The sequence below is a fragment of the Nocardia sp. alder85J genome, from assembly GCF_020176955.2.
Classification (GTDB): domain Bacteria; phylum Actinomycetota; class Actinomycetes; order Mycobacteriales; family Mycobacteriaceae; genus Nocardia.
The window spans coordinates 1,264,127-1,288,895 of the sequence record NZ_JAIUCZ020000001.1; the positions used below are offsets into that span (position 1 = coordinate 1,264,127).

Genomic DNA, 24,769 nt, shown 5'->3' on the forward strand with positions numbered 1-24,769 from the left:
GGTACGAGCGAATGTCCACTGACCGGAATCGGGCCCCGGAGCGCGGGTTCGCGCTGCTCGAATCGGGGGGTGAAATTCGACATCATCCTGCCGGGCTCCCGGCATCTGCCCGGTCACGACGAGTGGGCGCGGACGCTGGCCCCGGCCGGTTTCCGCCGCGTCCTGCGCGAGATCGATCGGCTGCGCTTCACGACGGTGAGCGTGTCCGAGCATCCGGGGATCCCGCTGGCCGAGGTGCCCCGGCTCGGTGCGTACTGGCAGGATGCGTTGAGCGCCATGGCATTCGCCGCCGGGGTCACCGAACGGGTCCGGATCGACGCGGCCGTGCTGGTACTGCCGTACCACCATCCGCTGCGGCTGGCCAAGGCGCTGGCGACCATCGACGTGCTGTCGGACGGGCGGCTCAACGTCTCGGTCGGGGTCGGGCACGCCGAGGCGGAGTTCGCGGCGCTCGGGGTGCCGTTCGCGCAGCGCGGCGCGCTGACCGACGAGATCCTGGCGGCGCTGGCGACCCTGTGGACCGAGGACGAGCCGGAACACCGCGGCGCGCACTTCGACATCACCGGTCTGGCGGTGGCGCCGCGACCGGTGCAGCGGCCGGGACCGCCGGTGTACGTGGGCGGTAATTCGCGCCCGGCGCTGCGCCGCGCGGCCCGGCACGACGGCTGGCAGCCGAATCCGACCGGCCTCACCGTCGCGGAACTGCCGCCGCTGCTGGACTATCTGCGGGATCGGCCCGAATTCGCCGGTAAGGCCGGCCATTTCGATATCAACTGGCTGGAGGCGCCGGAGGGGGTCACGCCGCCGGCCACCTTCCGCACCGCGACCCTCGCGGAGCTGGCGGCCTACCGGGACCAGCTGGTGGCCGCCTACCGCGACCGCTTCGCGCCGCTGGGCATCACCCGGGTCACCGTGGTCACCCCGCCCGGCGTCGGCGGCGAGTCCGAATATCTGGACTTCCTGCGCTGGTTCGACGCCGAGGTGCTCCCGGCCGTCCCGCAGTGAGCCGACCCCCGCAGTCCCCGCCGCACACCGCTCGGTAGATATATTGCGCACAACTTAATTGTGTACTACAGTATTGGACGTGACCAACCCGCTGGCCCTCGACCTGCAACTGTGCTTCCCGCTCTACGCGGCATCGCGGGCGATGACCGCGGTCTACCGCACCGAGCTGGACGCACTCGGGCTCACCTACCCGCAATACCTGGTGATGCTCGCGCTGTGGGAGCACGACGGCCTGACCGTCGGCGAGCTGTGCGGCACGCTGTCGCTGGATTCCGGCACGCTGTCGCCGCTGCTCAAGCGGCTGGAAGCGGCCGGCCTGGTGCAGCGGCGGCGCAGCGCCGAGGACGAACGGCGGGTCGCGATCACCCTCACCGAGACCGGCCGCCGGATGCGCGAGGACGCGTGCGAGGTACCGCTGCGCATCGCGGCATCCACCGGCATGTCACGGGAGGACATGGAGACCCTGCGCGATTCGTTGCAGCGTCTCACCCGGGCGCTCACGGCCCATATCCATTCGAAGGAGAACTGATCATGGCAGTCCTGTACACCGCAGAGGCCCTCGCCACCGGCGACGGCCGCAACGGTCACGGCCGCACCAGCGACGGCCGGCTGGACGTCGACCTGGCGATGCCGAAGGAGATGGGCGGTTCCGGGGAGGGCACCAACCCGGAGCAGCTGTTCGCCATCGGCTACGCCGCCTGCTACCACTCCGCGCTGCGCCTGGTCGCCCGCCAGGCCGGGGCCGACGTCGACGATTCCTCGGTCGGCGCCAAGGTCGGCATCGGCCCCAACGACGCCGGCGGTTTCGGCCTGGAGGTCACCCTCGAGATCACCCTGCCGCACCTGTCGCACGACGAGGCCCAGGCGCTGGCCGACAAGGCGCACGAGGTGTGCCCGTACTCCAACGCGACCCGCGGCAACATCCCGGTGACCATCACCGTCACCGACGACTGATCCGCGCTCGACTGGGCGCGCCGTCCGGTTCCGGCGGCGCGCCCAGTCATGTGGAACACGTTGCAAAAAAGTTGCCCCGCGCGCTGGTGAAACGGTCACGGCGATGGCGAATCGGTGTCATGCTTCACGGCACTCGAGTTCGCTTCGAATCCCGAAAGGGGTTGCCATGTCCACGGCTTCCACCGTCGAAGGCGCCGGTGTACCCGACGCGCCGACCGACACCGGTCGTCTCGACGATGCCTCACCGGCACGGATCTGGTCGGTGCTACTGGTTATCGTTCTGTTCAGTGAGATCGCGCCCACGCAGTACACGATGGTCGCGGCCGCACTCCAGAAGATCGCGCCGTCGTTCCCCGGGGTGGGGGCCAACATCACCTGGACGATGATCGCGTTCGGCCTGGTCGGGGCCTCGGCCTCGCCGCTGATCGGCAAGATGAGCGACGTCTGGGGCAAGAAGAGGCTGTTCCTGATCTGCGGCGTGCTGTTCGCGGTGGGCTGCCTGCTGTCGGCGCTCACCTCGAACTGGTGGGTGTTCCTGCTGGGCCGCTGCCTACAGGCCACCGCCATCGCGACCGCCGTGGTCTCCTACGGCCTGATCCGGGATCTGTTGCCGCGCAGGCTCGTTCCCGTCGGACTCGGCCTCACCGCGACCGGGTTCGGCTTCTCCGCGGCGCTGGCGCCGCTGCTGGCCGGGTGGCTGGTCGACAACTACCAGTGGCGGGCCATGTTCTGGTTCCTGTTCGGCTTCACCGTACTGATGCTGCCGATCGTGGCGCTGGTGGTGCCGGATTCGACACTGCGCGTGCGGGAACCGATCGATATCGCGGGCGCGGCCCTGCTGTCCGGCGGCACCGCGCTGGTGCTGATCTACATCGACAAGGGCCAGGACTGGGGCTGGGCGCGTCCGATGACGCTGCTGTGGCTGCTCGCCGGAATCCTGCTGCTGGTGGTGTTCGTGCTGGTGGAACTGCGGGTGCGGATACCGGTGGTCGACATCCGGTTGCTGGCCCACCCCCGGGTGAGCCTGATGCTGATCACCGCGTTGTTCAGCTCCTGCATGGTGGGGATCCAGGGGTACGCGATCGCCTACATGGTGCAGACCCCCAGCCAGGAGATGCTGCGCGGCACCATCGTGAACGCCACCGTCGACACCGCGGCCCAGCAGTACAAACTGCATCTGCTGCCGCAGGCGGTGCGGGTGGTGATCGACCCGAGTTACAGCTACGGCGACGGGCTCACACTGTTGCAGTTCGCCGTCCGGGTCGCGCTGGTGCAGGGCATTCTCGGGATGATCTTCGGGGTGATCGCGGGACTGGTGGCCCGGCGGATCGGCCCCTGGTATCCGCTGATCGCCGCCGCGCTGATCTTCGCCGGGGTCGGCATCACCGAGGCGCTGATGCCGCACACCTGGGGGTTGTTCGCGATCACCAGCGGTGCGTTCGGTATCGCGTTCGGGCTCTACTACGCCGCCGCGCCGACCCTGGTGGTGGAGGCGGTCCCACAGGAACAACAGGGCATCAGCCTCGGCGTGCTGGGCGTGATGCAGAGCATGGGCGTGGCGATCGGCACCGCCGCCATCACCGCCTTCCTCACCAACAATCCGCTGCACGCGGTGGTGACGGTCGCCGGGCAGACCCAGACCGCCCCGATTCCGCAGGTCTTCGGTGAGCACGGCTATGTGCTGGGCTTCTGGTTCGCGGTGATCACCTCGGTCATCGGGCTGATCGTCGCCCTGTTCATGCGGCACGGGCGCACCCCGGCCACGGGCGGCACCGCCTTCTGAAACAGCTACGGGCTGTGGCCGATTCGATCGGCCACAGCCCGTACTCGATTCCGGGGGCCGGTTCAGCCGGTCCGCTCCGGCCCGCGACGGCTACACGTCACCGTCGAAACGCCGGCGGGTGGTGTCGACATCCAGGCCGAGGGTGTCGGCGATCATCGGCCAGTCGACGCCGTGCGCTCGGAGCCGGCCGATCCAGCCCGCCAGATCGGCCTGCACCCGGGCCGCGTTGGCGGCCACGGCGGGCAGCAACGTCAGGATTTCGCCGGCGGAGTAGTCGGGATGCCGGGATCGGCGGGCCGCCTCCTGCTCCGGAGTGGTTCCGGCCTCCACATCCGCGATGATCGTCGCGGACAGCGCCACGCACTCGTCGCAGATGTAGACGCCGGGACCGGCGACGAGGCGTCGCACGGCGCTGGAGGGCTTGGTGCAGAACGAGCACGACTGCTCGACTTCGACGGACATACGATTCTCCTGTTGCTGGCGGAGTCTCCGGAGGACGGTCGCATAGGGCTCACCGGTCCGAGCAGCAGTCGATCTGACCCGACGTTTGAGGTGCTTCTTCGTCGTCATCCGGTCTCGCACACTCCGATCGGCGCCCCAGCGACACCCTCGGAATGGGTACGGACAACGAAACCGAGGACATGATCCCCTTTACCTCCGGAGACGGCCTGCTGGGACAGCCGAAGAGGGCGGCGCGGAACTCGCCGCCGCCATCGTGGCAGATGCGGGAGAGCGCCGTCAAACGAGCGGACCGGGTCCGCCCGGAGCTTCGGCCACGACCGATCAGTGGTCGACCGGTCGCCAGTCGGCGGCCAGTTCGGCCAGGAAATCGTCGTCGACCGGGCGGCGGGCCACCAACGCCTGGAAGTAGAGCGGGCCGAGAATGCGCGCGAAGGCCGCGTCCGACAGCGGGCCGGTGATCTCGGCCAGCCGGACCCGGCTCAACTCGGTGATCCGCCGCAGCGCCTCGTCGGCGGTCGGATCGTGTTCGGCGTGGGCCGCGAGTGTGGTGAACGCGGCCGCGGTGCCGGGCGTCGCCAGGGCGTCGCGCAGTGCCCGCAGGAATTCCAGCACGGTGGCGGGCGTCGCTTCGCCCGGCGCCTCGTCGAGCCGGTGGTACCGCACCGCGGCGTCGGCGAGCAGTTGATCCCGCGCGGACCAGTGCCGGTACAGCGTATTGCGGGACACCCGGGCACGGCGGGCGACAGCGGTGAACGTGACCGCCTCCGGTCCCTCCGCCACCAGAATCTCCTGGACACAGGCCAGCACATGCTCGCGGGTGCGCTCGGCCGGGAGGCCGGGCCGGTCGTCTGCCCTCACGCCCCCGACTATAAGGCGGAACGACCCGTACGGACGCCGATCCACCGGCAGCCGGGACTTGTCCCAGCCGACCGGCGCCCGGCCCACCCAGCTGCCCCGATCGGCGCGTGGTGCGGGTGCCCGATCGGGACGGCGGCGCCCGCTCCGCGCCGCGCCACGATGCCTCATACCGTGATCGACTGCCGAATGCCCAAGCCTGGCAGGCACTTCCATCGCCGATCGGCTGACGGATCTACGGTGGTGGGGTCGTATCGCCGACTCGAGGAGCCTCATGGAAACGATCAGCGGCCTCGCGGCGGGGGTGCCGTTCACGGCACTGCCGCCCACACAGCCCATCGACGGTCCGGCCCCACTGATCATCACCTGGCACATGCTCGACGCACCTCGCACGGACGCCGCGTTCGCGGCCGCCCTGCCCATGGCGGGAGTGCCGGCCTGGCGGGTGCATCTGGGCATGCCGATGTGCGGCGCGCGGATGCCCGCCGCCGGTGTCGAGGCCGTCCTCGCACTGGCCCGCGACGACGCGCTGACCGCGTTCCTGGCGCCGTTCGTCGCGCAGGCCGTGGCCGAATTCCCGGACGCGCTCGGCGCGCTGCGCGATCGGCTGCCCGTCGGCGACGCGCCGATCGGTGTGCTCGGCGCCTCGCTCGGCGGCGCCGTCGCGTTGGAGGTGCTGTATGCGGCGCGGACACCGGTGCAGGCGGTCGCACTGGTGAATCCCGCCGTGCGGGTGGGTTCCGCGGTCCCGTTGGTCGAAGCGATGGCCGGACATCCGTACCAGTGGACGGCGCGGTCCCGCGAGGTCGCGGCGGGGCTCGACTTCGTTTCCCGGGCAACGGAACTCACGGCTCGGCCACCGGTGCTGCTGATCAGCGGGGAGATCGACCACCCGGAGTTCCGGACCGACGCCGCGGACCTGGTGGCGGCGTTGCGCGCGCGATACCCGGATCCCGGCGCCGTCGAACACGTCTCGGTCCCGGATCTGGCGCACCCGCTGGCCGACGAACCGGGGCTGGAACCGGCCCCGCCGCGGCCGACCGCCGTAGCGGTCGACGCGATCCTGACCCGCTGGTTCGCCGAGCGGATCACCACCGGCCGGTGACGCCACCACGAAGGCGGACCTCACCCGGGCGCCCGCTGCCGTGAGGGCCGCGGGCCCGGCTGCCGCATCCCCACCGGGATTGCCGTGGCAGGCGCGGCACGAAAACCGCTGGCCGGTAACCGCCGGCTGATGCTAAACCAGACGGGCCCCGGTGAAATCGGCGGGGCGAAGCGCGGTGCGCACGGCATTCCGCTGCCGCACAGCGAGTTCCGCAGGAAGGGGAGGGCGTGAACACCACCACCACGCATCTGCTGCTCGAAGGTGTGGTCGGATCCACCGCCTACGGCCTGAGCACCCCCACCAGCGATCTCGACTACGCGGGCGTCTACGTCGAGCCGACCGCGAATCTGCTGGGCCTGCACCCGCCCGACCGGCAGCGGTCCACCCGCACCGGCCGCGACGGCGCCGACGCCACCTACCACGAACTGGGTAAGGCGATGGGCCTGATCCTGGCGTGCAACCCCTCCGCGATGGAGGTGCTGTGGCTCGAGGAGTACCTGTGCCTCACCGACTTCGGGGCGGAACTGGTCGCACTGCGCGAACATTTCCTGTCCGCGTCCCGGGTCCGAAAGGCGTTCTACGGCTACGCGACCGCCCAGGTGGTCCGGCTGGCCCGCCACCCGCGCACCGGAGATCCCCGCCGCGCCAAGCACGCCCGCCACACCATGCGCCTGCTGTGGCAGGGCCACCAGCTGTACACCACCGGTGTCCTGCCGGTGCGGGTGACCGATCCCGACGCCTACTTCGCCTTCGGTGAGCAGGTGATGGCCGACCCGGACGCGGTGGTGGCCCAGGAACTGCTGGCGCAGTGCGAATCCCGCTTCGACGACTCGGCCACCGTGCTGCCTGCGGCCCCGAACGAGGCCCCACTGGAGGACTTCCTGCAACGGGTCCGCCGCGCTCATCTCACGGCACCCTGAGCCCGGCAGCGTATCCGTGTTGCTCCCGCCGCCCCGGGCCGAGGACCGATGATGTCGCCACCTGGCAGATAGCGTTCCGCGGCAACGATTCCCGCGACCAGCCGATCCTGGCGGTGCGAACAGGGAGCCACCGTCCAGGTCGAGCACGTACTCGAAGGATTCCGGCACGGCGACGACGCCGCCGACCGCCTCGCCGGATGCCCCGCCCCGATCAGTGCTGACCGGGCGCGGTCGGTCGATCGGAATGTGTTGTTGCGCAGGGCATACCGAGCGAGCAGGTGCGAGCCGTACGTGGCCTCAGGCGGCTCGGAGCAGCAGGTCGGCGACCGCGGCCGGGGCCTCGCGCATCGCGTCGTGCGCGGTGGGGAGTTCGTGGACCCGCCAGTGCGGATCCGCGGCGAGGCGGGTGCGGAGGTCGGTGAAAGGCGTTCCCTCCCAACCCGAGCAGTAGACGAACTCGCGCCGGGGGATTCGATCGAACGCTCCGGTGAGGCGGATGGTCTGCACCAGCGAGGCGAGGGGGTGCGGACGGCGGCGGGGGTCACGGCCGGGACGGTCGGGCGGACGGACGGCGTAGCCGGTGGTCACCGCGCCGGCCACGAACGCTTGCCGGTAGGCCTCGGTGGTGGCGGACCAGCACGATTCGCCGTCGTGGGGTACGTAGGCGTCGAGATGCACCACACGTGAGATCCGGCCGTGGGCCCGGTCGGCGGCGGCCGCGACCACCATGCCGCCGTAGCTGTGGCCGACCAGGGTCACGTCGGTGAGGTGGGCGCGGTCCAGCAGTGCCAGGACGTCGGCGGCGTGGGTGTCGAGGTTGGCCGTCGCGACCGTGGCGTCGTCGTCCTCGGGCCGCAGACCGGTCAGGGTCAGGGCGTGCGTGGTATGACCGGCGCGTTCCAGCAGCGGTACCACCGTCTCGAAGGCCCAGGCGCCGTGCCAGGCGCCGGGGACCAGAACGTATGTTGCCATGGGGGTCTCCCTCTTTCTCGATCGCGTGGCAGGCCCGCGACCGATGCACTGTGGGTACGGATTTCGGCGTTCGCCGAGGCGATTCCGAACTGCTTCCATACCATCAGTGCGGGAAGGTGGCGGGCTACCGCTGCGCCGCCGACCTGTACCCGTTCCCCGCCAACTTCACGGTCCTCAGTAGGCCGCCGACAACCCCAGATATGCCTCCTGCACGCCGGCGTCGGCGCGGATCTCCTCGGGAGTGCCGTCGGCGATCACCGCGCCCTGGTGCAGCACCACGATGCGGTCGCAGGCGGACATCACCAGCGCCATGTCGTGGTCGACGACGAGTACCGCCAGACCGGTGTCGTCGGCGAGTTCGCGCAGGGCAGCGGACAGTTCGCCGATCTCGGTGATGGACAGGCCCGCGCCGGGCTCGTCGAGCAGCACGGCGGCGGGGTCGGTGGCGAGGGCGCGGGCGATGCCGGTGAAACGCCTTTTCGCCATGGACAATTCGGCGGGCAGCCGGGCGAGATCGGCGGTGAGCCCGAACTTCTCGACCGCGGTCCGCGCCGGTTCCGGGAGCCGGCCGTCGGTGTGCCCGGCGTTCTCGGCGGCCACCCGCAGATTCTGCGCCACGGTGAGATCCTCGAACAGCTCGCCGCCCTGGAACACCCGGCCGAGCCCGGCGCGGGCCCGCGCGTCGGGGCTGCGGCCGGTCAGCGTCTGCTCCCCGAGCAGCACCCGGCCGGTATCGATCGGGGCGAAGCCGCCGAGGGCGTCGAGCAGCGTGGTCTTTCCCGCGCCGTTGGGGCCGACCAGGCCGGTCACCTGGCCGGGCCGGGCCGTCATGGACACCGACCGGACCGCCGCCACGCCACCGAAGTGCACCGACACCTCGGCCGCGGCCAGCTCGGCGCCCGGACGCGGGGCCGCGACTCCGTCGGGCAGGGGGGCCGGATCCAGTTGCGCGCGTTGACGCCAGGTCACCCCGTTCGGATGGATCAGCACGGTGAGCACCAGCCCGGCGCCGAAGATGGTGCCGTAATTGTCGGTCAGCACACCGATGTTCAGATCCGAGACGGCCAGATACACCAGCCCGCCCATCGCCATCACGCCGCCGAACATTCCACCGGCGATCGAGGTCACGCCCGCGATGACGGCCAGGCTCACCAGATTGATCGAGTCCATGAACGAGAACTGGCTGAAGGTGACCGTCGAACTGCGGAAGGCCAGCAGCACGCCCGCGGCTCCGGCCAGCGCCGAGGAGATCACGAAGGCGGCGAGTTTCGCACGGGTGACGCTGATTCCGGCGGCCGCGGCCGCGCGTTCGTTGGTGCGCACCACCAGCAGCCGCCGGCCCAGCGCCGAGCGCCGCACCATGGCCACCACCACACCCGCCAGCACCAGCCAGCACAGCGAGAACACCCCGTACCGTTCGGGATACAGCGCCGCATCGATGTCGAAGCCGAACAGGCTCGGCGAATGTGGTTGCAGCCCCACCAATCCGCCGGTGAAGGTGGAGCTCTCGAACAGCACCACCGAGACCGCGATCGCGGCCGCCATGGTGAGGATCGCCAGATTGATGCCGCGCACCCGCAGCGCCGGCAACCCGACCAGCAGTCCGGCCAGCGCCCCCACCACCGCGCCGACCAGCGGCGCGAACAGGAACGGCAGCCCGGACGAGATGTCCAGCCGCGCCGCCACATACGCGCCGAGCCCGGCAACGGTCAACTGCGCCAGGCTGATCTGGTTGGCGTAGCCGACCAGCAGCACCAGCGACAACACCAGGATCGCGAAGATGATCGACACCGTCGCCGCGTCCCGCCAGTCCTGGGCGCCGAGGAACAGCGCCGCGAGCACCGCGGCGAGCGCGATCACCACCGGAATCGGCCGGAACAGCCCGGCCGCCACCGGTTGTGCGGGCACCGCGGGCAACCGATTGCCCGCCCGGTCCCGGCGCAGCACCAGGACCAGTAGCACCGCGACGAACGGCACCGTCTGCGGCCAGCCCAGCTGCCACTGCTGCGGGACGTGGTCGGCCACCAGATGGGTCACCACACTCTCGCCGACGCCGAGCACCAGACCACCGGCCAATGCGGACAGATACCCGTCGAAGCGGCCGGGCAGCGCGGCGGCCAGCGCGAAGGCCGTCACCGTCAGCATGGTGGTGTCGAACTGGCCGACGATCGGCGCGACGAGAATGCCCGCGGCAGCGGCGAGTACGGAGCCCAGCGCCCAGTTCAGGCCGCCGAGCGCATGCGGTGAGGCGCCCAATGCCTGTGCGGCGGACTCGTGTTCGGCCATCGCCTTCGTCATCAGCGGCAGCCGCGCCCACGCCGACCAGCCGGCCAGCACCGCGACCACCACCACCGCGATGATCAGGATCGCCACCCGCTCGGTCGGAATCGGCTGGCCCAGTATGCTCGTCGTGGACGAGGGCAGCGCGCTGCGCGGCACTCGCGGCACATCCGGGAACACGGTGTGCGCCAGCCCGGTCAGAAATCCGAGCAGGCCGAGGGTCGCCACCATCCGCGACAGCTGGGTGGCACCGCGGATCGGCCGGATCACCACCAGGTAGATCAGCGCCCCGAACACCGCCGCACTCGCCAGCGTCACCGCGGCCGCGGCCGCGAACGGCCAGCCCGCGTCGTCACGCAGCCAGTAACACAGCAGCGCACCCCAGAGCGCGATGCCGCCGTGGGCGAAATTGATCGTCCTGGAGCCGCGGTGGATCGCCACGATCCCCACCGCGCTCACCGCGTACACACCGCCGATGCCGAGGCCGAGCAGCGCGAACCGCAGGGTCAAATCCATCACGACCCCTTCGCCGTATTCCCGATGTAGTCGGCGCTTCTCTGGCGAAGCGCTCGTGCCGACTGTATGTTTGTGAGCACCTACTCGCAAGGGTTGGGCAACAGGGCAGTTGCGGAAATGCGGTGGATTCCGATGGGTGTGAGTGCGGGAGTGGACGTTTCGCCGACGTCCGGCGCCGGGGCGGAGCTGCCGGTCGCGATCGGGGCGACCGGGCTGGCGGCCGGTTACGGCGCGGTGGACGTGTTGCGCGCGATCGAGCTGACGGTGCGGCCGGGCGAGGTGGTGGCGCTGCTGGGCCCCAACGGCGCCGGTAAGACCACCCTGTTGCGCACCCTCGCGGGCTATCTGCGGCCCACCGCGGGTGAGGTGCGGTTGTTCGGCGAGACCTGCACCACGCTGCCCGCCTACCGGCGCTGCCGCCGCGGCGTGTCCTTCCTGGGGGAGGAGCGGCACATCTTCCCGGGCCTCACCGTGCGCCAGTCGCTGCGCCTGGTCGGCGCCGATTCCGCTGCGCTGCACCTGTTCCCGGAACTGAGCGGACGACTGCGGCACCGCGCGGGCCTGCTCTCCGGCGGCGAACAACAGATGCTGGCCCTGACCCTGGCGCTGGCCCGCCGGCCCCGGCTGCTGCTGATCGACGAGCTGTCACTGGGCCTGGCCCCGCAGGTGCGCGAGCGACTGCTGGACGCGGTGCGCGCCACCGCCGACACCGGCGTGGGGGTGCTGCTGGTGGAACAGAACGCGAGAGCCGTGCTGGCCCGCGCGGACCGGGCCTGTGTGCTGCGCCGCGGCGAACTCGTCGACGAGCGCCCCGCGGCCGCCTGGCTGCCGCAGCTGGAAGAGCTCGCGGCGCTGTACCTGTCGTAATTCTTCGCCGTTCACCCCTCCGAGAGGTTCGTACATGTCGAGACCCGTCGCGAAGCTGCTGGCGCCCCTGGCGGCGCTGGCCCTGGCCTTGACCGCGTGCAGCAGCAGCGGTGGCTCCTCCGGCGGCGACGGGCCGCTGGAGATCGCCGCCATCGCCGCGCTGTCCGGCGGCGTCAGCGCCAACCCGGAGTACGGCGACGGCGCCCAGGCCGCGGTCCAGTCGATCAACGCGCACGGCGGGGTCAACGGCCGGCAGCTGAAGCTGACCACCTGCGATATGCACCAGAACGCCACCGATTCCGCGAACTGCGTCCGGAAGATCCTGTCGGACAAGAAGATCGTGGCGCTCGCCGGTGGTTCCGACATCTTCCTCGACGCCGACAAGGCGCAGCTGGAGGCGGCGAAGATGCCGGTCGTCGGACAGTGGCCGGTGTCGACCTTCGACGTGACGAACCCGTTGGCGTTCAACGTCAACGGCGGCACCGTCGTCGGATTCCCGGGCATGGCCCAGGATGTCGTGGCCAGTGGCGCCAAGAAGGTGGGGCTGGTGACCCTGGACCTGCCCACCTCCGACGTGAACCGCAAGGCGATCACGCAGATCCTGTCGGCGGCCGGGGTGCAGGTGACCGCCGACGTCCGGCTGTCGGCCACCGCCGCGGACCTCAGCGCCCCGGTGCAGCAGGCGATCGCGGGCAATCCCGACACCATCATCTGGCTGTCGTTCACCGCGCAGACCCCGGTGGCGGTGAACGCGTTGCGGCAGGCCGGATTCAAGGGCACCGTCGCCGTCGCGGGCGTCGCATTCGAGAAGCACGCCATGGAGACGATGGGCGCGGGCGGCCCGGTCACCCTGAGCACGGTCTTCCCGCCGGCCTGGGACACCTCCACTGCCTACGGCAAGCAGTTCAACGACGACATGAAAGCCTATGCCCCGCAAGGCAAGATCACCGAGCTGGCGCTGACCAGCTGGCTCGGCGTGCAGATGTTCGCCCAGGTCGCGGGCACCCTGCACACCGTGGACCGGGCCGCGGTGCTCGACGGCCTGCACAAACTCACCGCGGTGAAGACCGGCGGCCTGACCCCGGCGATCTCCTTCGCCGCCAAGAGCCCGCTGCCGTATCCGGGCATCTACAACCCCGCCTACACGGTCGTCCACGTGGCCGACGGCACCGCCCGCTGGGACGGCAAACTCTACGACTCCGGCACCCGTCAGGTCCTGCAACCGGCGCCCTGAGCACAGCGTGGCGGGCCGGTCGCCACGGCGACCGGCCCGCCGCCGCGTCCGCCGCCCGGCGCACGGCATGATGATCGGCATGGACGCGCACGAGGAACTGATCGAGCTGGCCGAGCGATATTGGGACAGCGTGCTGGAGGCCTCGCCGAGCACCGCCACCCTGCTGGGCGACCGCCGGTTCGACGACCGGATCGAGGATCTGTCCGAGGCCGCCGAGCAGCGTCATCTCGGCACGCTGCGCGGGTTGCTGGCCGAGGCCGAGGCGCTGGACGCGGACCGGCTGGCGGCCGCCGACCGGGTCACCCGCAGCCTGCTGCGCGCCGAACTGGAATCGGCGGTCGACTACCTGTCCTGGCGGCCGGTGGAACTGGCCTCCGATCAGATGACCGGCGTGCACGCCGAATTGCTCACGGTGGCACCGCAACTCAACGCGCCCGCGCCCACTGACGCACTCGCCCTGGTGCAGCGGTTCGAGCAGTTCGGCACCCTGATCGATCAAGCGGTGCAACGGTTCCGGGCCGGGCTCGCCGCCGGCCGCACCCCCGCCCGGCTCGCCATCGAACGCTCACTGGACCAGCTCGACGGCTATCTGGCCGGTGATCCCGCCGCCGACCCGTTCGCGAATTTCCCCGGCCCGGCCGACTGGGACGGCGAACAGCATTGGCGCGCAACCCTGTCGGAGCTGGTCCGCGAGGTGATCCGGCCCGCCTTCGGCCGCTACCGCACCGCGCTCGCCGACGAACTGCTGCCCGCCGCCCGGCCCGACGACCGGGCGGGCCTGTGCTGGCTCGGCGCCGACGGCGAGGACATCTACCAGCGGCAGCTGCGCCGCCACACCACTGTCGCCGACCTCACCGCCGACGCCATCCACGACCTGGGCCTGGCCGAACTCGATTCGCTGCGTGCGGAATACGCCGAAGTGGGCGCGCGACTGTTCGGGATCACCGAGCAGGCCGAGATCTTCGCCCGGCTGCGGCAGGACGACACCCTGCGCTACGCCGACGAGCAGCAGATCCTCACCGACGCCGAACGCTGGCTGGCGGCCGCCACCGCCGCGATGCCGCAGTGGTTCGGCCGGCTTCCCCAGGAGTCCTGCACCATCGTGCCGGTGCCCGACTTCCTGGCCTCCGCGGTCCCGGCGGCGTACTACTTCCCGCCCGCCTCGGATGGCTCCCGGCCCGGCGTCTATTTCGTCAATCAGCACGAGCCGACCAGCCGCAACCGCTACGAGAGCGCCGCGGTCGCCTTCCACGAGGCCATCCCCGGCCATCACCTGCAACTCACCATCGCCAACGAGCTGGGGCATCTGCCGCGGTTCCAGCGGCAGTCCTTCGCCAACACCGCGTTCGTCGAGGGCTGGGCCCTGTACACGGAGCGGCTCGCCGACGAAATGGGTTTGTACCCGGACGATCTGGCGCGCATCGGAATGCTGGCGGCGGATTCCTGGCGGTCCTGCCGGCTGGTCGTCGACACCGGCCTGCACGCCAAGGGCTGGAGCCGGCAGCAGGCGGTCGATTTCATGATCGCCCATGCGCCGGTGGCGATTCCGGAGATCCGGGTGGAGGTCGACCGCTACATCGCGATGCCCGGCCAGGCGGTGGCCTACAAGGTCGGGCAGCTGGAGATCCGCCGACAGCGCCGCCTGGTGACCGAGCGGCTCGGAGATCGCTTCGACGTCAAGGCCTTCCACGACACCGTGCTGAGCTCCGGCTCGCTGAGCCTGCCGGTGCTGCGGGAACTGGCCGCGACGCTGGTGTGACGCGGGCCGTCCGCCGTCAGAACACGCGGACCCGGCCGGGTTGCGACAGCGAGAATCCGTGACCGTTGCCGGTGGTACAGCCGAAGGCGCGGTAATGGCCGTCGCCGCAGACGATCTCGGTTCCCAGGAGAGGCGGGTCGGGTGTACACGCCTGTCCCGGGCAGCCGTTCGGTGCGAGCACCGGGGGCGGATTGCCGCCCGCGACGGTGAACGGGGTCCCCGGCAGGGTGGCCCCGTGCATCGGCCCATCGACCGCGTCCTGTGTGATCTGCCGCCCCGGCACGGGCACGGACAGATCCTCCCCGCTGCCGGGCGGCAGGAATTCCGGCCGCTGTGTGACGACCATGTCGCCCGGTAGATCACACCCGAGGAGGCCGTCGGGCGAGACCGCGCAGTTCAACCCCTGATAGCTGAAGAAGAGGGGATCGGCCGCCCGCGCCGGCCCTGTATAGCCGATCACCGTGACCGCAGCCATCAGCCCGATCGCCCCTGCCGCCCATCGCCTCACGCTCGCCTCCGGCTTCGAATTCGGAATGAATCGACACGGCCACCCTATTCCGGGCCGGTGGAGCAGTTGCCGGATACCGCCGGACCAGGCCGTCCGGGCCGGGTCCGCCACGGCGTCGTGTGCGCCGCCCATGGCACGGTGGCGGCCCGTCGGTTCGGCGGGCAGCGCCGCACGGCCGGGCCGGGCCCCGGCAACCACCCCGCCACGCGCGAATGGAACGTGTTCTACTCTAGTTCTCGGGTTACATACGGAGGGAGTCGGCGCGGTGGTCGCGTTCTTCACAGCGGTGGACGGCCGGTACGAGGCATCGCCGTTCGCGGTGGCGCGGTGGTCGCCCCGGCAGATCGGTGGCCACGCGGTGTGCGGGCTGCTGGCCCGGGAGCTGGAAAAGCATTGTCCCGACGCCGAATTCGTCCCAGCCCGGCTGACCGTGGACCTGTTCATGCCGGTGGTCAACGATCCCATCGCGGTCCGCGCCGAGGTGGTGCGCCGGGGTAACCGGATCGTGGTGGCCGACGCCCGCATCGAACAGGACGGCGAGGTCCGGGCCCGCGCCACCGCGGTGTTCCTGAGGACCGGCGACACCCCGCCCGGCCGGATCTGGCGCTCGGCGCACACCCTGCCGGACCCGCCCGAGCCCACCGACCGGGACATGCACCTGGTGGTGCAGACCGGTGCGGACGACTGGACCCCGGACTTCGGGGCCTGCCAGAACGCCGAGCGCAAAACCATCTGGCAGCACCAGCCACCCCTGGTGGCCGGCGAGCCGACCTCCGCGTTCCAGCGCGCCGCCATCGTCGGCGACACCACGAACATGGTGTGCAACTGGGGATCCCAGGGCGTCGGCTACATCAACTCCGACATGACCCTCACCCTGTCGCGGCTGCCGGAGGGCCCGGAACTGGGCCTCCAGGCCGCGGATCACGTTGCCCACGACGGCATCTCGGTCGGCACCGCCACCCTCTACGACCGCCTCGGCCGCGTCGGCACCTGCGTGGTCACCGCCGTCTCCAACTCCCGCCGCCAACTCGACTTCGCCCGGATCACCGCCGAACACGCGGCCGCCCACCGCTGATTCGGGCCCGGCCCGCCGGTCGTACACTGCGAGCGCGACTTTCCGCTGTAAGGCGGGGGCTCACGGTGGCGGCGATCCCATCTCCACGTGGTGACCTGTGGCGTGGGAGACGCTGCCGCAGGGGCGCCCGCGCCTCACCGGACGAGAGGTGTGGCGAGCACCCCGCTCAGGGGCGGATGGTGGTGAGATCATCGAGCAGTGCGGGCTGGATGGGCTTCCAGCCCAGGGTTTCCCGGGTGTAGCCGCTGGACGCGGGCTGATCCATCGCGAAGATCGGGCCGAACGGGCCGAAACTGTCCGCGGCGACCGGCTCGACCGGCAGGTTCAGCCGCGTGCCGATCACGGTGGCGATGTCGCGCACCGCATCTCCCTCGTCGGCCACCGCGTGCCAGGAGGTGCCCGCCGGCGCCGATTCCAGGACCAGCCGGAACAATACGGCGGCGTCGAGTGCGTGGACGGCGGGCCAGCGCTGAGCGCCGTCGCCGGGGTAGCCGGACACGCCGCTGCGGCGGGCCTGCTCGACCAGTAGTCCGGCGAATCCGCCCTTGCCCTGGTTGTGGACCGTGCGCGGCATCCGCACGGCCGCACTGCGCAACCCGCGATCGGCCAGTTCCAGCAGCGCGTTGACCGACCGGCCACGGCCACCCACCGGCCCGTCGGTGGGCAGCGGATCGGCCTCGGTGGCGGCCCGGCCGGGCACCCACGGTGTGCCGGAGACCGTGACCAGCGGCCGGTCGGTGCCGAGCAGCGCCGTTCCCAGGGTGGTGAGCGCGGCGCTCTCCTCGGCGATGCCCCGGGCCAGCGCGTCCGGAGCGGCGTAGTCGCGGCCGAATGCCAGGCTGATCACGCCATCGGCCCGCGCGGCCCCGGCCCGCAGGACGTCGAGATCGGCCAGGTCTCCGCGCAGCGGTTCGGCGCCCGCCGCGGCGAGAGTGCGCGCGGAGTCGTCGGACCGGGCCAGGCCGAGGACGGTGTGACCGTTGCCGAGCAGTTCGGCGACGACGGCGGACCCGATGGTGCCGGTACCGCCGGTGACGAAGACGTGCATGACTTCTCCTGCCAAAGTGATGGGACTTGTGTCGCATCACCACCGTAGCACTGATGCGACACATGTCGCATCGCCTATGATGCCGGTATGGCTCGATGGGAACCGGGGGCGCGGGAACGCCTTGTCGTCGCGGCGGTCGACCTGTTCACCGAGCAGGGCTACGACGACACCACCGTGGCACAGATCGCCGAACGCGCCGGCGTCACCCGCAGCACGTTCTTCCGGCACTTCTCCGACAAACGCGAAGTCCTGGTCGCCGGCCAGGAAACCCTGAGCAGACTGCTCGCGGAGGGCATCGCCGAGGCGCCCGCCGACGCGGGCCCACTCCAGGCCGTCGCCGCCGGACTCGAGCGCGCGTCGAATGCCATGGGCCCGGTCAACCGCGAACTCGGCCCCCGCCTCGCCGCGGCCGTCGCTGCCAGCGCCGAACTCCAGGAGCGCGACGCGCTCAAGACCGTCGGCCTGGCCGCCGCGATGACCGCCGCCCTGCTCGCCCGCGACGTCCCCGACCTCACCGCCCACCTGGCGAGCGAACTCGGCGTGCTCGCCTTCAAACGCGGCTTCGCCGAATGGTCCGCGGACGACCGCGCCGACGCCGCCCCCTTGGCCGACTACACCCTGACCGCCCTGCGCGAACTACACGCGGCGGCCACCGCCCTGGACTGAGCCCGCCTCGCCGCACGCGAGCAGCATCGACGCGACACGTTCACTACCGGCGGGGGCGACATCGACTGCGGCACAGGCTGACCGCCCGGACAGTCCGGCCCGGGCGTGCGGTGGCCGTCGCGTCCGGCCGCGGTTGCCGCTCGGGCCGCGACATCGACTGTGACACAGGCTCACCGGTCGCGCCGCGCGGCGCGGTGGGCGAGTGCGTCGAGGACGCGGGACCAGGTGGGTGACTCCCGGAGGATCAGGGCGAAGATCGGCGTCGGGCTCACCGGGCGGCTGCCTTCGTAGTCGATCTCCCAGGTTTCCAGGTCGTCGATGAGCCGGTCCACGCGTGGATCGTACGGATCCCAGTCTATGGATCGGTCACAGGCCAGGTAGAGCCGCATCTTCTCGGTGTCGTCGAAACCGGCGTTCTTGTCCCGGATCCACTGCGGCATCGCCGACGGGTCGGATGCCTGCGTCAGGATCGCCCAGTCGCGCTCGAGCCGGACCGTCCGTTCGCTGACGCCGAGTGCGCGCAGCCGGTTCAGGATGGCGACCACCTCGGCGGGCAGGACGAGTTCGTCGCCGCCGGCCAATTCGGCGAGGCGGCGTCGACGCTCCGTGAGCTGATCGATCTCGGCCTGCAACGCGGTGTCGATGTCGGTGATCGCGGCCGCGAATTCGGCCGGTTCCGCGCGCAGCAGCGCCTCGATACGGGCCAGTGGCACACCGGCTTCCGCCAATGTCCGGATCCGGACGAGATCCACCGCCGCCTGCGCGCTGTAGCGGCGATACCCGGACGCATCGCGTTCCGGCTCCGGCAACAGCCCGACCTGATGGTAGTGACGGACGGTACGCACGGTGACCCGGGCCGTCGCAGCGAGTTGGCCGATCGTGAGCACCGTGCCTCCAATCTCCCGGGAAACGCGGCCACCTCGAGTCTAGAACCTGTGGCACTGGCGAACACGCCTTATGACAGGGCACCAGCTGTCGCCGGTGCCGCGTCGACCACCATGGCCGGCATCACGCGCGGGGAACCGCACCTGCCACCGCGGGCATGGTGGGCATCTGCCCAACCGCCGCTGAGAACACACGAGCGCCACCGGGCGACGACGGCCCCGCGAACGCCGCCGGCGAGACGTGGCGGCAGAGGCCAACCGAGACAGTAGATCTCGGATCGGCGGCGGTCACTGTGGTCGCAGTTGCGACCGTCCGGTCCCGAGTGGTCGATCCATCGTCCCGAGCGCCGACGCCACGTCGGTATCCGGGCCGCGCTGTCAGGCGCGCATCGCCTGATCGGCGATGTCGCCGACTGCCCGATCGGCGACATCGCGGATCGCCTGGACGACGACATCGGCTCGCGTGCAACATACTTGGTGGTGGCCGACGCCGGAGACGACGCGATGTTCCCCGGCCGAGACCGCACTCACCAATGCCGTGGCCATCGCGCGCATACCCTCGTGGATCACACGAATCGCCTGTTCCGGCATCGCGGCCGACGGCCCGGGATCGACGCCCGCGGTGGTGAGCGCCACCACCGGCACATCGGGAATGTCGCGCCCGGCACGCAGTTCGGTGACCAGTGCGCCCACACTGCTCCGCTCGGCCGCCCCGGCCCGCAGCCAGTCGTCGCCGGCATGGGCATCGATCAACGGCTGCCGCAGATGGAGCGGATAGTCCGCCAGCAGTTCGGCGTACATCGCGCGCAGAACCGGCCGGATCAGCGCGGGATCGGGCGCCGGTGCCTGCCCCGCGGCGAGCATGAAGTCCGCGTGGTCGCGATGGAAGCCGTCGACCCAGACCAGCCCGGCCACTTCGCTCGGATACAGCTGTGCGAACCGATGCGCGTAGGCCCCGCCGAGCGAGTGCGCGACCAGGAGATACGGGCCCGCGAGGTCCTGCGCGAGCAGCAACTCGCGCAGTTCCCCTGCGACCGCGGCGGCATTGCGCGGCAACGGCACCGGATCGCTGTACCCGGTGCCGCCCCGGTCGTACACCACTGCGGTGCCGAACCTCGAAACCCCTTGCTGCACAGCGAAATAGTCCAGCCCGACCGCACCCGCGCCCGGCAGGAACACGACCACCGGTCCGCCGCTGCCCACCCGGTGCACGAAGAGGCGGCGGCCGTCGATCTCCTGGAACCCGCCGATCGGCGGTGCGGTGATGTTGCTCGTCATGCGGCAAGGGTGCAACCCCGACGCAACGTCAGGGTCAAGCCCGCAGCCGTGTCAGCGCACCGCGGGCTCGAAACCGAGTGCAGCCAGCAGTGTTTCGCTCTCCACCCACAGCCGGGCCGCGGCGGTGTCGTCGCGGGCGATCTCGGACGGTGTCTCCTCGGCGCGGCGGTGGAAGTAGCGGCCGGGGGTGTGACCGCCCTCGGGATCGGCGGCCAGCCAGGTCAGCGTCTCGGCCGGCTCGTCGGGGGAGACCGTGTCGGCGGCGGCCATGTGGGCCTGCATGGTGGCGTCACCGTGGGTGGCGAAGTTGCTGGCCACCACGCCGGGGTGCATGACCTGTGCCACAACGCCTTCCGCAGCGCCACGCCGGCCCAGCTCGCGGGTGAACAGGATGTTGGCGAGTTTCACCCGGCAGTAGGCGACCGTGGGATGCTCGATGCCGAGGCTCTGCACATCGTCCCAGTCCAGGCCGCGGCTGCTGCGGTGCGCGGTCGACGACACCGCGAGCACCCGGACCGTCCCCGCCGGTCTCGCCGCCGCGGTCGCGGTGAGCAGCGGCCACAGTTCCCGGGTCAGCAGGAACGGCGCGAGATGGTTGGCCGCGAAGGTGGCCTCGGTGCCCTCGGCGGTGACGATCCGCCGGTCCCGCACGCCACCGGCATTGTTGATCAGCACATCGAGACGCTCTGTGCGAGAACGGATCTCGTCGGCGACCCGGCGCACCTCCGCCATCAGCGTGAAATCTCCGCGCAGCATGGTGAGCTCCGGGCCCAGTTCGGCCGCCGCGGCGGCGCTGCGCTGCGGATCGCGGCCCACCCCGATCACCTGCCAGCCGCGGGCCAGCAGCTTCCGCGCGGTCTCCTTGCCGATGCCCGAACTGGCGCCGGTGACCACCGCGACGGGCCGGGCGGGATCGAGCGCGGGCGATGCAGCAGGTGTGGAAGACATTGTCTCGCAATCTGTTCGGAAGGACATGAGCAAGCGGACCTCAGCGCGGTCGTAGCCCGTCGAGCAGCAGCCGGACGGTGAACCGCACCCGCTCCTCGAGCTGTTCGGGGGTGGGCGGGCGCCCCGCCACGATCGAGCGCACCTGGCCGCCGACCACCATCGCCATGAAGGCGCGGGCGGCCTGATCGCTGTCGGTCGGCGCGAGGGCGCCGGTGGCGATCGCGCGGTCCAGCACGCCCGCCACGAAATCGACCACCGGCCCGGCGCTGAGGGTGTAGTTCTCGACGAAGATCTCCGGGAACCGGTAGCTCTCCGTGTTCAGGATGCGTTGCAGCCGAAGGCCGTTGGTGGTCATGACCTGCCCGATGCGCAGCCGCGCCACCTGTTCCAGGGTGTCGCACAGGTCGCCGTCGTCCATCGCCTCGAGGACGTCCTTCGGCACGATCTGCCGTTCGGTGGCGCGCCGCACCGCGGCCCGGAACAGCGACGCCTTGTCCGGGTAGCGGGCGTAGACGGTGCGCTTGGTCATGTTGACCTGCGCGGCGATCGCCTCCACGGTCGCCAGTTCGAAACCACGCTCCAGGAACAGGTCCAGCGCGGCGTCGATCAGCTCCTCGTGCCGCGCCTCGGCCTGCTCCCGGGTGGGCCGGCCCGCGCCACGCCGCGCCGGCACGGCCTCGTGTGCTCCAGACAACTCGCTGACCTCGTTCTTTCCGTCGCCACTTGCATCGTGACCCGAATCACGAATAATGATACGCACGGGTCGCCATTTGTCGAGGCCGTTGGAAAACCTGGTGGAAGGACGCTCCTGGTGAGCTCAGCAAGAGAAAAATTGACACGGCTCGTCGACGCCGACGACCGGTTCGACCACTCCCACGCGGACCTCCGGGAGGTCCAGATCGAGGCCGTGAACGAGCGGTTCCAGGACCGCAAGGACCGGATCAAGCTGCTCGGCCACCGCGCGGCCGAGGCCGGCGTCAGCGAGGTCCGCAGCTTCGACGACGTGGTGCCGCTGCTGTTCCCGCACACCGCCTACAAGAGCTACCCCGAGAGCTTCCTGATCGACGAGCGCTGGGATCGGCTGGGCAAGTGGCTCGGCACCATCTCCCCGTATCCGATCGCCCCGATCGAGACCGCCGACATCGACGGTATCGACGAGTGGATCGCCCGGTTGCAGGCCGAGGGCCACTACGTCTCCTGTTCCAGCGGCACCACCGGCAAATCGGCCATGCTGCTCGCCTCCGAACAGGACATGGCCTGGTCGCGCAAGGACACCGTGAACGTGTTCGCCTGGGGCTCCGGCGTCGTCCCGGCCCGGGACCGGCGGATGATGGGCATCGCCGCCACCGCCGCGGTGCCGAAGAACCTGATCAGCGGCGAGGCGCAGGAGGCGGCGTTCGGCGATCCGGACAAGCAGCGCTTCCGGCTGCCGATCCCGCCGCTGACCGTCGGCGCGCTCACCAAGATGGTCGTGCTGCGCAAGAAGATGGCCGACGGCACCGCCGGTCCGGACGAACTCGCGGATTTCGAGCGCACCTCGAAGGAGCGGCAGGCCACCCTCGACAACGCGCTGGTGGCCGCCGCCGACGCGCTGATCGAATACCGCGGCGACAAGCTGTATCTCGCCGGCATGTGGAATGCGCTGTATCAGGTGGCGAAGCTGGTCCGCGAACGCGGTTACGCGGCGAAGGACTTCCACCCCGACAACTGCATCTACGTCGGCGGCGGCCTCAAGCGCGCGCAGTTGCCCGACGACTACCAGCAGTTCGTGCACGAGACCTTCAACATCCCGCACAACCGCGACTTCCAGAACTACTCCATGCAGGAACTCAACTCCGGCATGCCGAAATGTCAGAAGGGCGATCGCTACCACGTGCCGCCGTGGATCGTGCCGTTCATCCTGGACGAGGCCGGCGACGCGCTGCTGCCGCACGAGACCGGTGAGGTCGAGGGCCGCGCCGGCTTCTTCGACCTGTCCCTGGACGGCCGCTGGGGTGGCGTCATCACCGGCGACAAGGTCTCCCTGGATTTCAGCCCGTGTGCCTGCGGCAACGCCGGCGCCTCGATCCGCAACAACATCGTCCGCTACGCGGACATCACCGGCGACGACAAGATCGGTTGCGCCGGCACCGTCGATGCCTATGTGCGAGGACTGTCGTGACCACTGCCGATATTCAGAAGCCCGCGATCGACGCGGACCAGATCGTGTCCGCCCCGTTCTTCCTGCGCGGCGAACTGGTCGAGCGCGCCGACGTCGTCCACCGCTCCCGCGACCTGGGCGTCAGCTTCGCCACCCCGACCATCGACATGGACAAGGCGGTGCACCCCCGCCACGAGGTGCCGCCGCTGCTGAACGTGCCACTGGCCGAGATCATCGACTTCCTGGTCGAGACCGGCGAGCGGCTGCGCGATCCGGGCAATCCCTTCGTGCAGGATTGCATCGACCGCATGTCCTCGACCCACATCCTGCCGCGCGGCGTGCTGGAAGCCCAGGTCAAGGGCGCGGCGTCGTTCCTGGACAAGCGCCTGCTGGAAACCATCGTCGAGCAGAACTTCCCCGATCCGCGCGCGCTGGACCAGTGGATCCCGAAGCGGGACTTCACCGGCCGCAAGAGTTTCGTGCGGGCCTTCGCGCCGCGGCTGATCCACGTGCTGCCCGGCAATTCGCCCGGCGTGGCGGTGAAGTCGATCGCGCAGGGTGCGATGGTCAAGGCGGTCAACCTGTTCAAGATGTCGTCCAGCGATCCGTTCACCACGGTCGCGATCCTGCGCACGATGGCCGATCTCGATCCGGACCACGCCATCGTGAGGTCGATGTCGGCGGTCTACTGGCGCGGCGGCGACGACGCGGTCGAGCGCACCCTGTACCGGCCGCAGTACTTCGACAAGATCGTGGCCTGGGGTGGTGGCGACGCCATCAACAACGTGATCAAGTACCTGGGCCCCGGTTTCCAGCTGGTGTCCTTCGACCCGAAGACCTCGATCTCGATGGTCGGCCGCCAGGCGTTCGACTCCGACGAGGCCTTGGACACCGCCGCCGAACTGGCCGCCTCCGATGTCATGGTGCTCAACCAGGAGGCTTGTGTCGCAAGCCGTTTCGTGTTCGTGGAGGCGAGTGCGGACCAGGTGGACCGGTTCGGGCAGCGGCTGCACGCCCGCATCGTGGCCAAGGCCGCCGCCTCCGGCGACACCCGTCCGCTGGATCGCGACCTGCGTGAACAGATCGACATGCTGACCCTGCTCGACGACGAGTTCCGGGTGTTCGGCAAGACCGACGGCACCGGCCTGGTGGTCCGTTCCGACGAACCGGTCGACTTCCACCCGATCAACAAGACCGCCAACGTGGTCCGGGTCGACTCGCTCGACGACGCGGTGAAGTACGTGAACGTCGCGACACAGACCGTCGGTTTCTACCCCTTCGACCGGATGGCCGACTACCGCGACCGGCTGGCCAGCGGCGGCGCTCAGCGCATCGTCCGGCTCGGCGACGCGGGCCCCAGCACCATCGGCAATCCGCACGACGCGATGTACCCGCTGCATCGGTTCGTGCACTGGATGGCACACGAGGACGGGGTCGAGCCCCCGCAGTAGAACGGCGCGGGGCGGACCCGGCGCCCGCCCCACCGCCGATTCATCACGTGCGGTTTTGC

23 protein-coding genes are annotated in these 24,769 nt (G+C 70.4%); 13 read left to right on the forward strand and 10 right to left on the reverse strand.

The features are described 5' to 3' along the window. Window positions 1-69: 69 nt before the first annotated feature. The 4 genes from LBW94_RS05915 to LBW94_RS05930 all read left to right on the forward strand — a co-directional run bounded on the left by LBW94_RS05915 (window position 70) and on the right by LBW94_RS05930 (window position 3,742). Window positions 70-1,005 carry a TIGR03619 family F420-dependent LLM class oxidoreductase gene (locus tag LBW94_RS05915; RefSeq protein ID WP_225060884.1) on the forward strand — a complete coding sequence of 312 codons (936 nt, stop codon included), beginning with the start codon at window positions 70-72 and terminating at the stop codon, window positions 1,003-1,005. Window positions 1,006-1,084: 79 nt separating this feature from the next. Continuing rightward, complete coding sequence (locus LBW94_RS05920) at window positions 1,085-1,534, forward strand: MarR family winged helix-turn-helix transcriptional regulator (RefSeq protein WP_225060883.1); 450 nt, start codon at window positions 1,085-1,087, stop codon at window positions 1,532-1,534. 2 nt (window positions 1,535-1,536) lie between these two features. Continuing rightward, entirely contained in the window at window positions 1,537-1,959 is a 423-nt protein-coding gene (locus LBW94_RS05925) for an organic hydroperoxide resistance protein (protein ID WP_225060882.1), read from the forward strand. Between the two features lie 166 nt (window positions 1,960-2,125). Continuing rightward, entirely contained in the window at window positions 2,126-3,742 is a 1,617-nt protein-coding gene (locus LBW94_RS05930) for an MFS transporter (protein ID WP_225060881.1), read from the forward strand. Window positions 3,743-3,832: 90 nt separating this feature from the next. Here LBW94_RS05930 and LBW94_RS05935 read toward each other — a convergent pair whose 3' ends face one another. Together LBW94_RS05935 and LBW94_RS05940 are read right to left on the reverse strand one after the other, a co-directional pair. After that, on the reverse strand, window positions 3,833-4,204 hold the full coding sequence (locus tag LBW94_RS05935; RefSeq protein WP_255634937.1) for a ClpX C4-type zinc finger protein: 372 nt from the start codon (window positions 4,202-4,204) through the stop codon (window positions 3,833-3,835). Between the two features lie 321 nt (window positions 4,205-4,525). Continuing rightward, on the reverse strand, window positions 4,526-5,062 hold the full coding sequence (locus LBW94_RS05940) for a TetR/AcrR family transcriptional regulator (protein ID WP_225060880.1): 537 nt from the start codon (window positions 5,060-5,062) through the stop codon (window positions 4,526-4,528). 271 nt (window positions 5,063-5,333) lie between these two features. Between LBW94_RS05940 and LBW94_RS05945 the strand changes: the two genes are divergently transcribed. Further along, window positions 5,334-6,164 (forward strand): alpha/beta hydrolase family protein, encoded by an 831-nt coding sequence (locus LBW94_RS05945; RefSeq protein ID WP_225060879.1) that lies wholly within the window; start codon window positions 5,334-5,336, stop codon window positions 6,162-6,164. 227 nt (window positions 6,165-6,391) lie between these two features. Continuing rightward, window positions 6,392-7,084, forward strand: coding sequence for a DNA polymerase beta superfamily protein (locus LBW94_RS05950; RefSeq protein ID WP_225060878.1), 693 nt, complete (start codon window positions 6,392-6,394; stop codon window positions 7,082-7,084). Between the two features lie 297 nt (window positions 7,085-7,381). Here the strand turns inward: LBW94_RS05950 and LBW94_RS05955 are convergent, their stop codons facing one another. Continuing rightward, entirely contained in the window at window positions 7,382-8,056 is a 675-nt protein-coding gene (locus tag LBW94_RS05955) for an alpha/beta fold hydrolase (RefSeq protein WP_225060877.1), read from the reverse strand. Between the two features lie 174 nt (window positions 8,057-8,230). Beyond that, window positions 8,231-10,852, reverse strand: a complete 2,622-nt coding sequence (locus LBW94_RS05960) for an ABC transporter permease subunit (protein ID WP_225060876.1) — start codon at window positions 10,850-10,852, stop codon at window positions 8,231-8,233. A gap of 132 nt (window positions 10,853-10,984) precedes the next feature. Here LBW94_RS05960 and LBW94_RS05965 point away from each other — a divergent pair, with 132 nt between their 5' ends. From LBW94_RS05965 to LBW94_RS05975, 3 genes are all read left to right on the forward strand, one after another. Further along, window positions 10,985-11,719, forward strand: coding sequence for an ABC transporter ATP-binding protein (locus LBW94_RS05965; protein WP_225060875.1), 735 nt, complete (start codon window positions 10,985-10,987; stop codon window positions 11,717-11,719). A 34-nt stretch (window positions 11,720-11,753) separates the two neighbouring features. Further along, complete coding sequence (locus LBW94_RS05970) at window positions 11,754-12,953, forward strand: ABC transporter substrate-binding protein (RefSeq protein WP_225060874.1); 1,200 nt, start codon at window positions 11,754-11,756, stop codon at window positions 12,951-12,953. Window positions 12,954-13,032: 79 nt separating this feature from the next. Then, entirely contained in the window at window positions 13,033-14,712 is a 1,680-nt protein-coding gene (locus LBW94_RS05975; protein WP_225060873.1) for a DUF885 domain-containing protein, read from the forward strand. Window positions 14,713-14,728: 16 nt separating this feature from the next. On the opposite strand, the gene LBW94_RS05980 is transcribed toward LBW94_RS05975, so the two are convergent. Next, window positions 14,729-15,220: a hypothetical protein gene (locus LBW94_RS05980; protein WP_225060872.1), complete on the reverse strand. Its 492-nt coding sequence runs from the start codon at window positions 15,218-15,220 to the stop codon at window positions 14,729-14,731. A 265-nt stretch (window positions 15,221-15,485) separates the two neighbouring features. On the opposite strand from LBW94_RS05980, the gene LBW94_RS05985 reads away from it, so the two are divergent. Then, complete coding sequence (locus LBW94_RS05985) at window positions 15,486-16,295, forward strand: thioesterase family protein (RefSeq protein WP_225060871.1); 810 nt, start codon at window positions 15,486-15,488, stop codon at window positions 16,293-16,295. A 166-nt stretch (window positions 16,296-16,461) separates the two neighbouring features. Here the strand turns inward: LBW94_RS05985 and LBW94_RS05990 are convergent, their stop codons facing one another. Then, entirely contained in the window at window positions 16,462-17,343 is an 882-nt protein-coding gene (locus LBW94_RS05990; protein ID WP_225060870.1) for an SDR family oxidoreductase, read from the reverse strand. Window positions 17,344-17,430: 87 nt separating this feature from the next. Between LBW94_RS05990 and LBW94_RS05995 the strand changes: the two genes are divergently transcribed. Continuing rightward, window positions 17,431-18,009, forward strand: coding sequence for a TetR/AcrR family transcriptional regulator (locus LBW94_RS05995; protein WP_225060869.1), 579 nt, complete (start codon window positions 17,431-17,433; stop codon window positions 18,007-18,009). Window positions 18,010-18,179: 170 nt separating this feature from the next. Here LBW94_RS05995 and LBW94_RS06000 read toward each other — a convergent pair whose 3' ends face one another. The 4 genes from LBW94_RS06000 to LBW94_RS06015 all read right to left on the reverse strand — a co-directional run bounded on the left by LBW94_RS06000 (window position 18,180) and on the right by LBW94_RS06015 (window position 21,813). After that, the gene (locus tag LBW94_RS06000) at window positions 18,180-18,896 is read right to left on the reverse strand and encodes a MerR family transcriptional regulator (protein ID WP_225060868.1); all 717 of its coding nucleotides are present in this window, start codon (window positions 18,894-18,896) and stop codon (window positions 18,180-18,182) included. Between the two features lie 375 nt (window positions 18,897-19,271). Beyond that, window positions 19,272-20,171, reverse strand: a complete 900-nt coding sequence (locus LBW94_RS06005; RefSeq protein ID WP_225060867.1) for an alpha/beta fold hydrolase — start codon at window positions 20,169-20,171, stop codon at window positions 19,272-19,274. A 51-nt stretch (window positions 20,172-20,222) separates the two neighbouring features. Further along, window positions 20,223-21,119 carry an SDR family NAD(P)-dependent oxidoreductase gene (locus tag LBW94_RS06010; protein ID WP_225060866.1) on the reverse strand — a complete coding sequence of 299 codons (897 nt, stop codon included), beginning with the start codon at window positions 21,117-21,119 and terminating at the stop codon, window positions 20,223-20,225. A 40-nt stretch (window positions 21,120-21,159) separates the two neighbouring features. Further along, the gene (locus tag LBW94_RS06015; protein WP_225060865.1) at window positions 21,160-21,813 is read right to left on the reverse strand and encodes a TetR/AcrR family transcriptional regulator; all 654 of its coding nucleotides are present in this window, start codon (window positions 21,811-21,813) and stop codon (window positions 21,160-21,162) included. Between the two features lie 117 nt (window positions 21,814-21,930). Here LBW94_RS06015 and LBW94_RS06020 point away from each other — a divergent pair, with 117 nt between their 5' ends. Both LBW94_RS06020 and LBW94_RS06025 read left to right on the forward strand, forming a co-directional pair. Continuing rightward, on the forward strand, window positions 21,931-23,280 hold the full coding sequence (locus tag LBW94_RS06020) for a hypothetical protein (protein ID WP_225060864.1): 1,350 nt from the start codon (window positions 21,931-21,933) through the stop codon (window positions 23,278-23,280). Beyond that, window positions 23,277-24,710, forward strand: coding sequence for an acyl-CoA reductase (locus LBW94_RS06025; protein WP_225060863.1), 1,434 nt, complete (start codon window positions 23,277-23,279; stop codon window positions 24,708-24,710). The genes LBW94_RS06020 and LBW94_RS06025 overlap by 4 nt, the downstream gene beginning before the upstream one ends. Window positions 24,711-24,769: the final 59 nt, after the last annotated feature.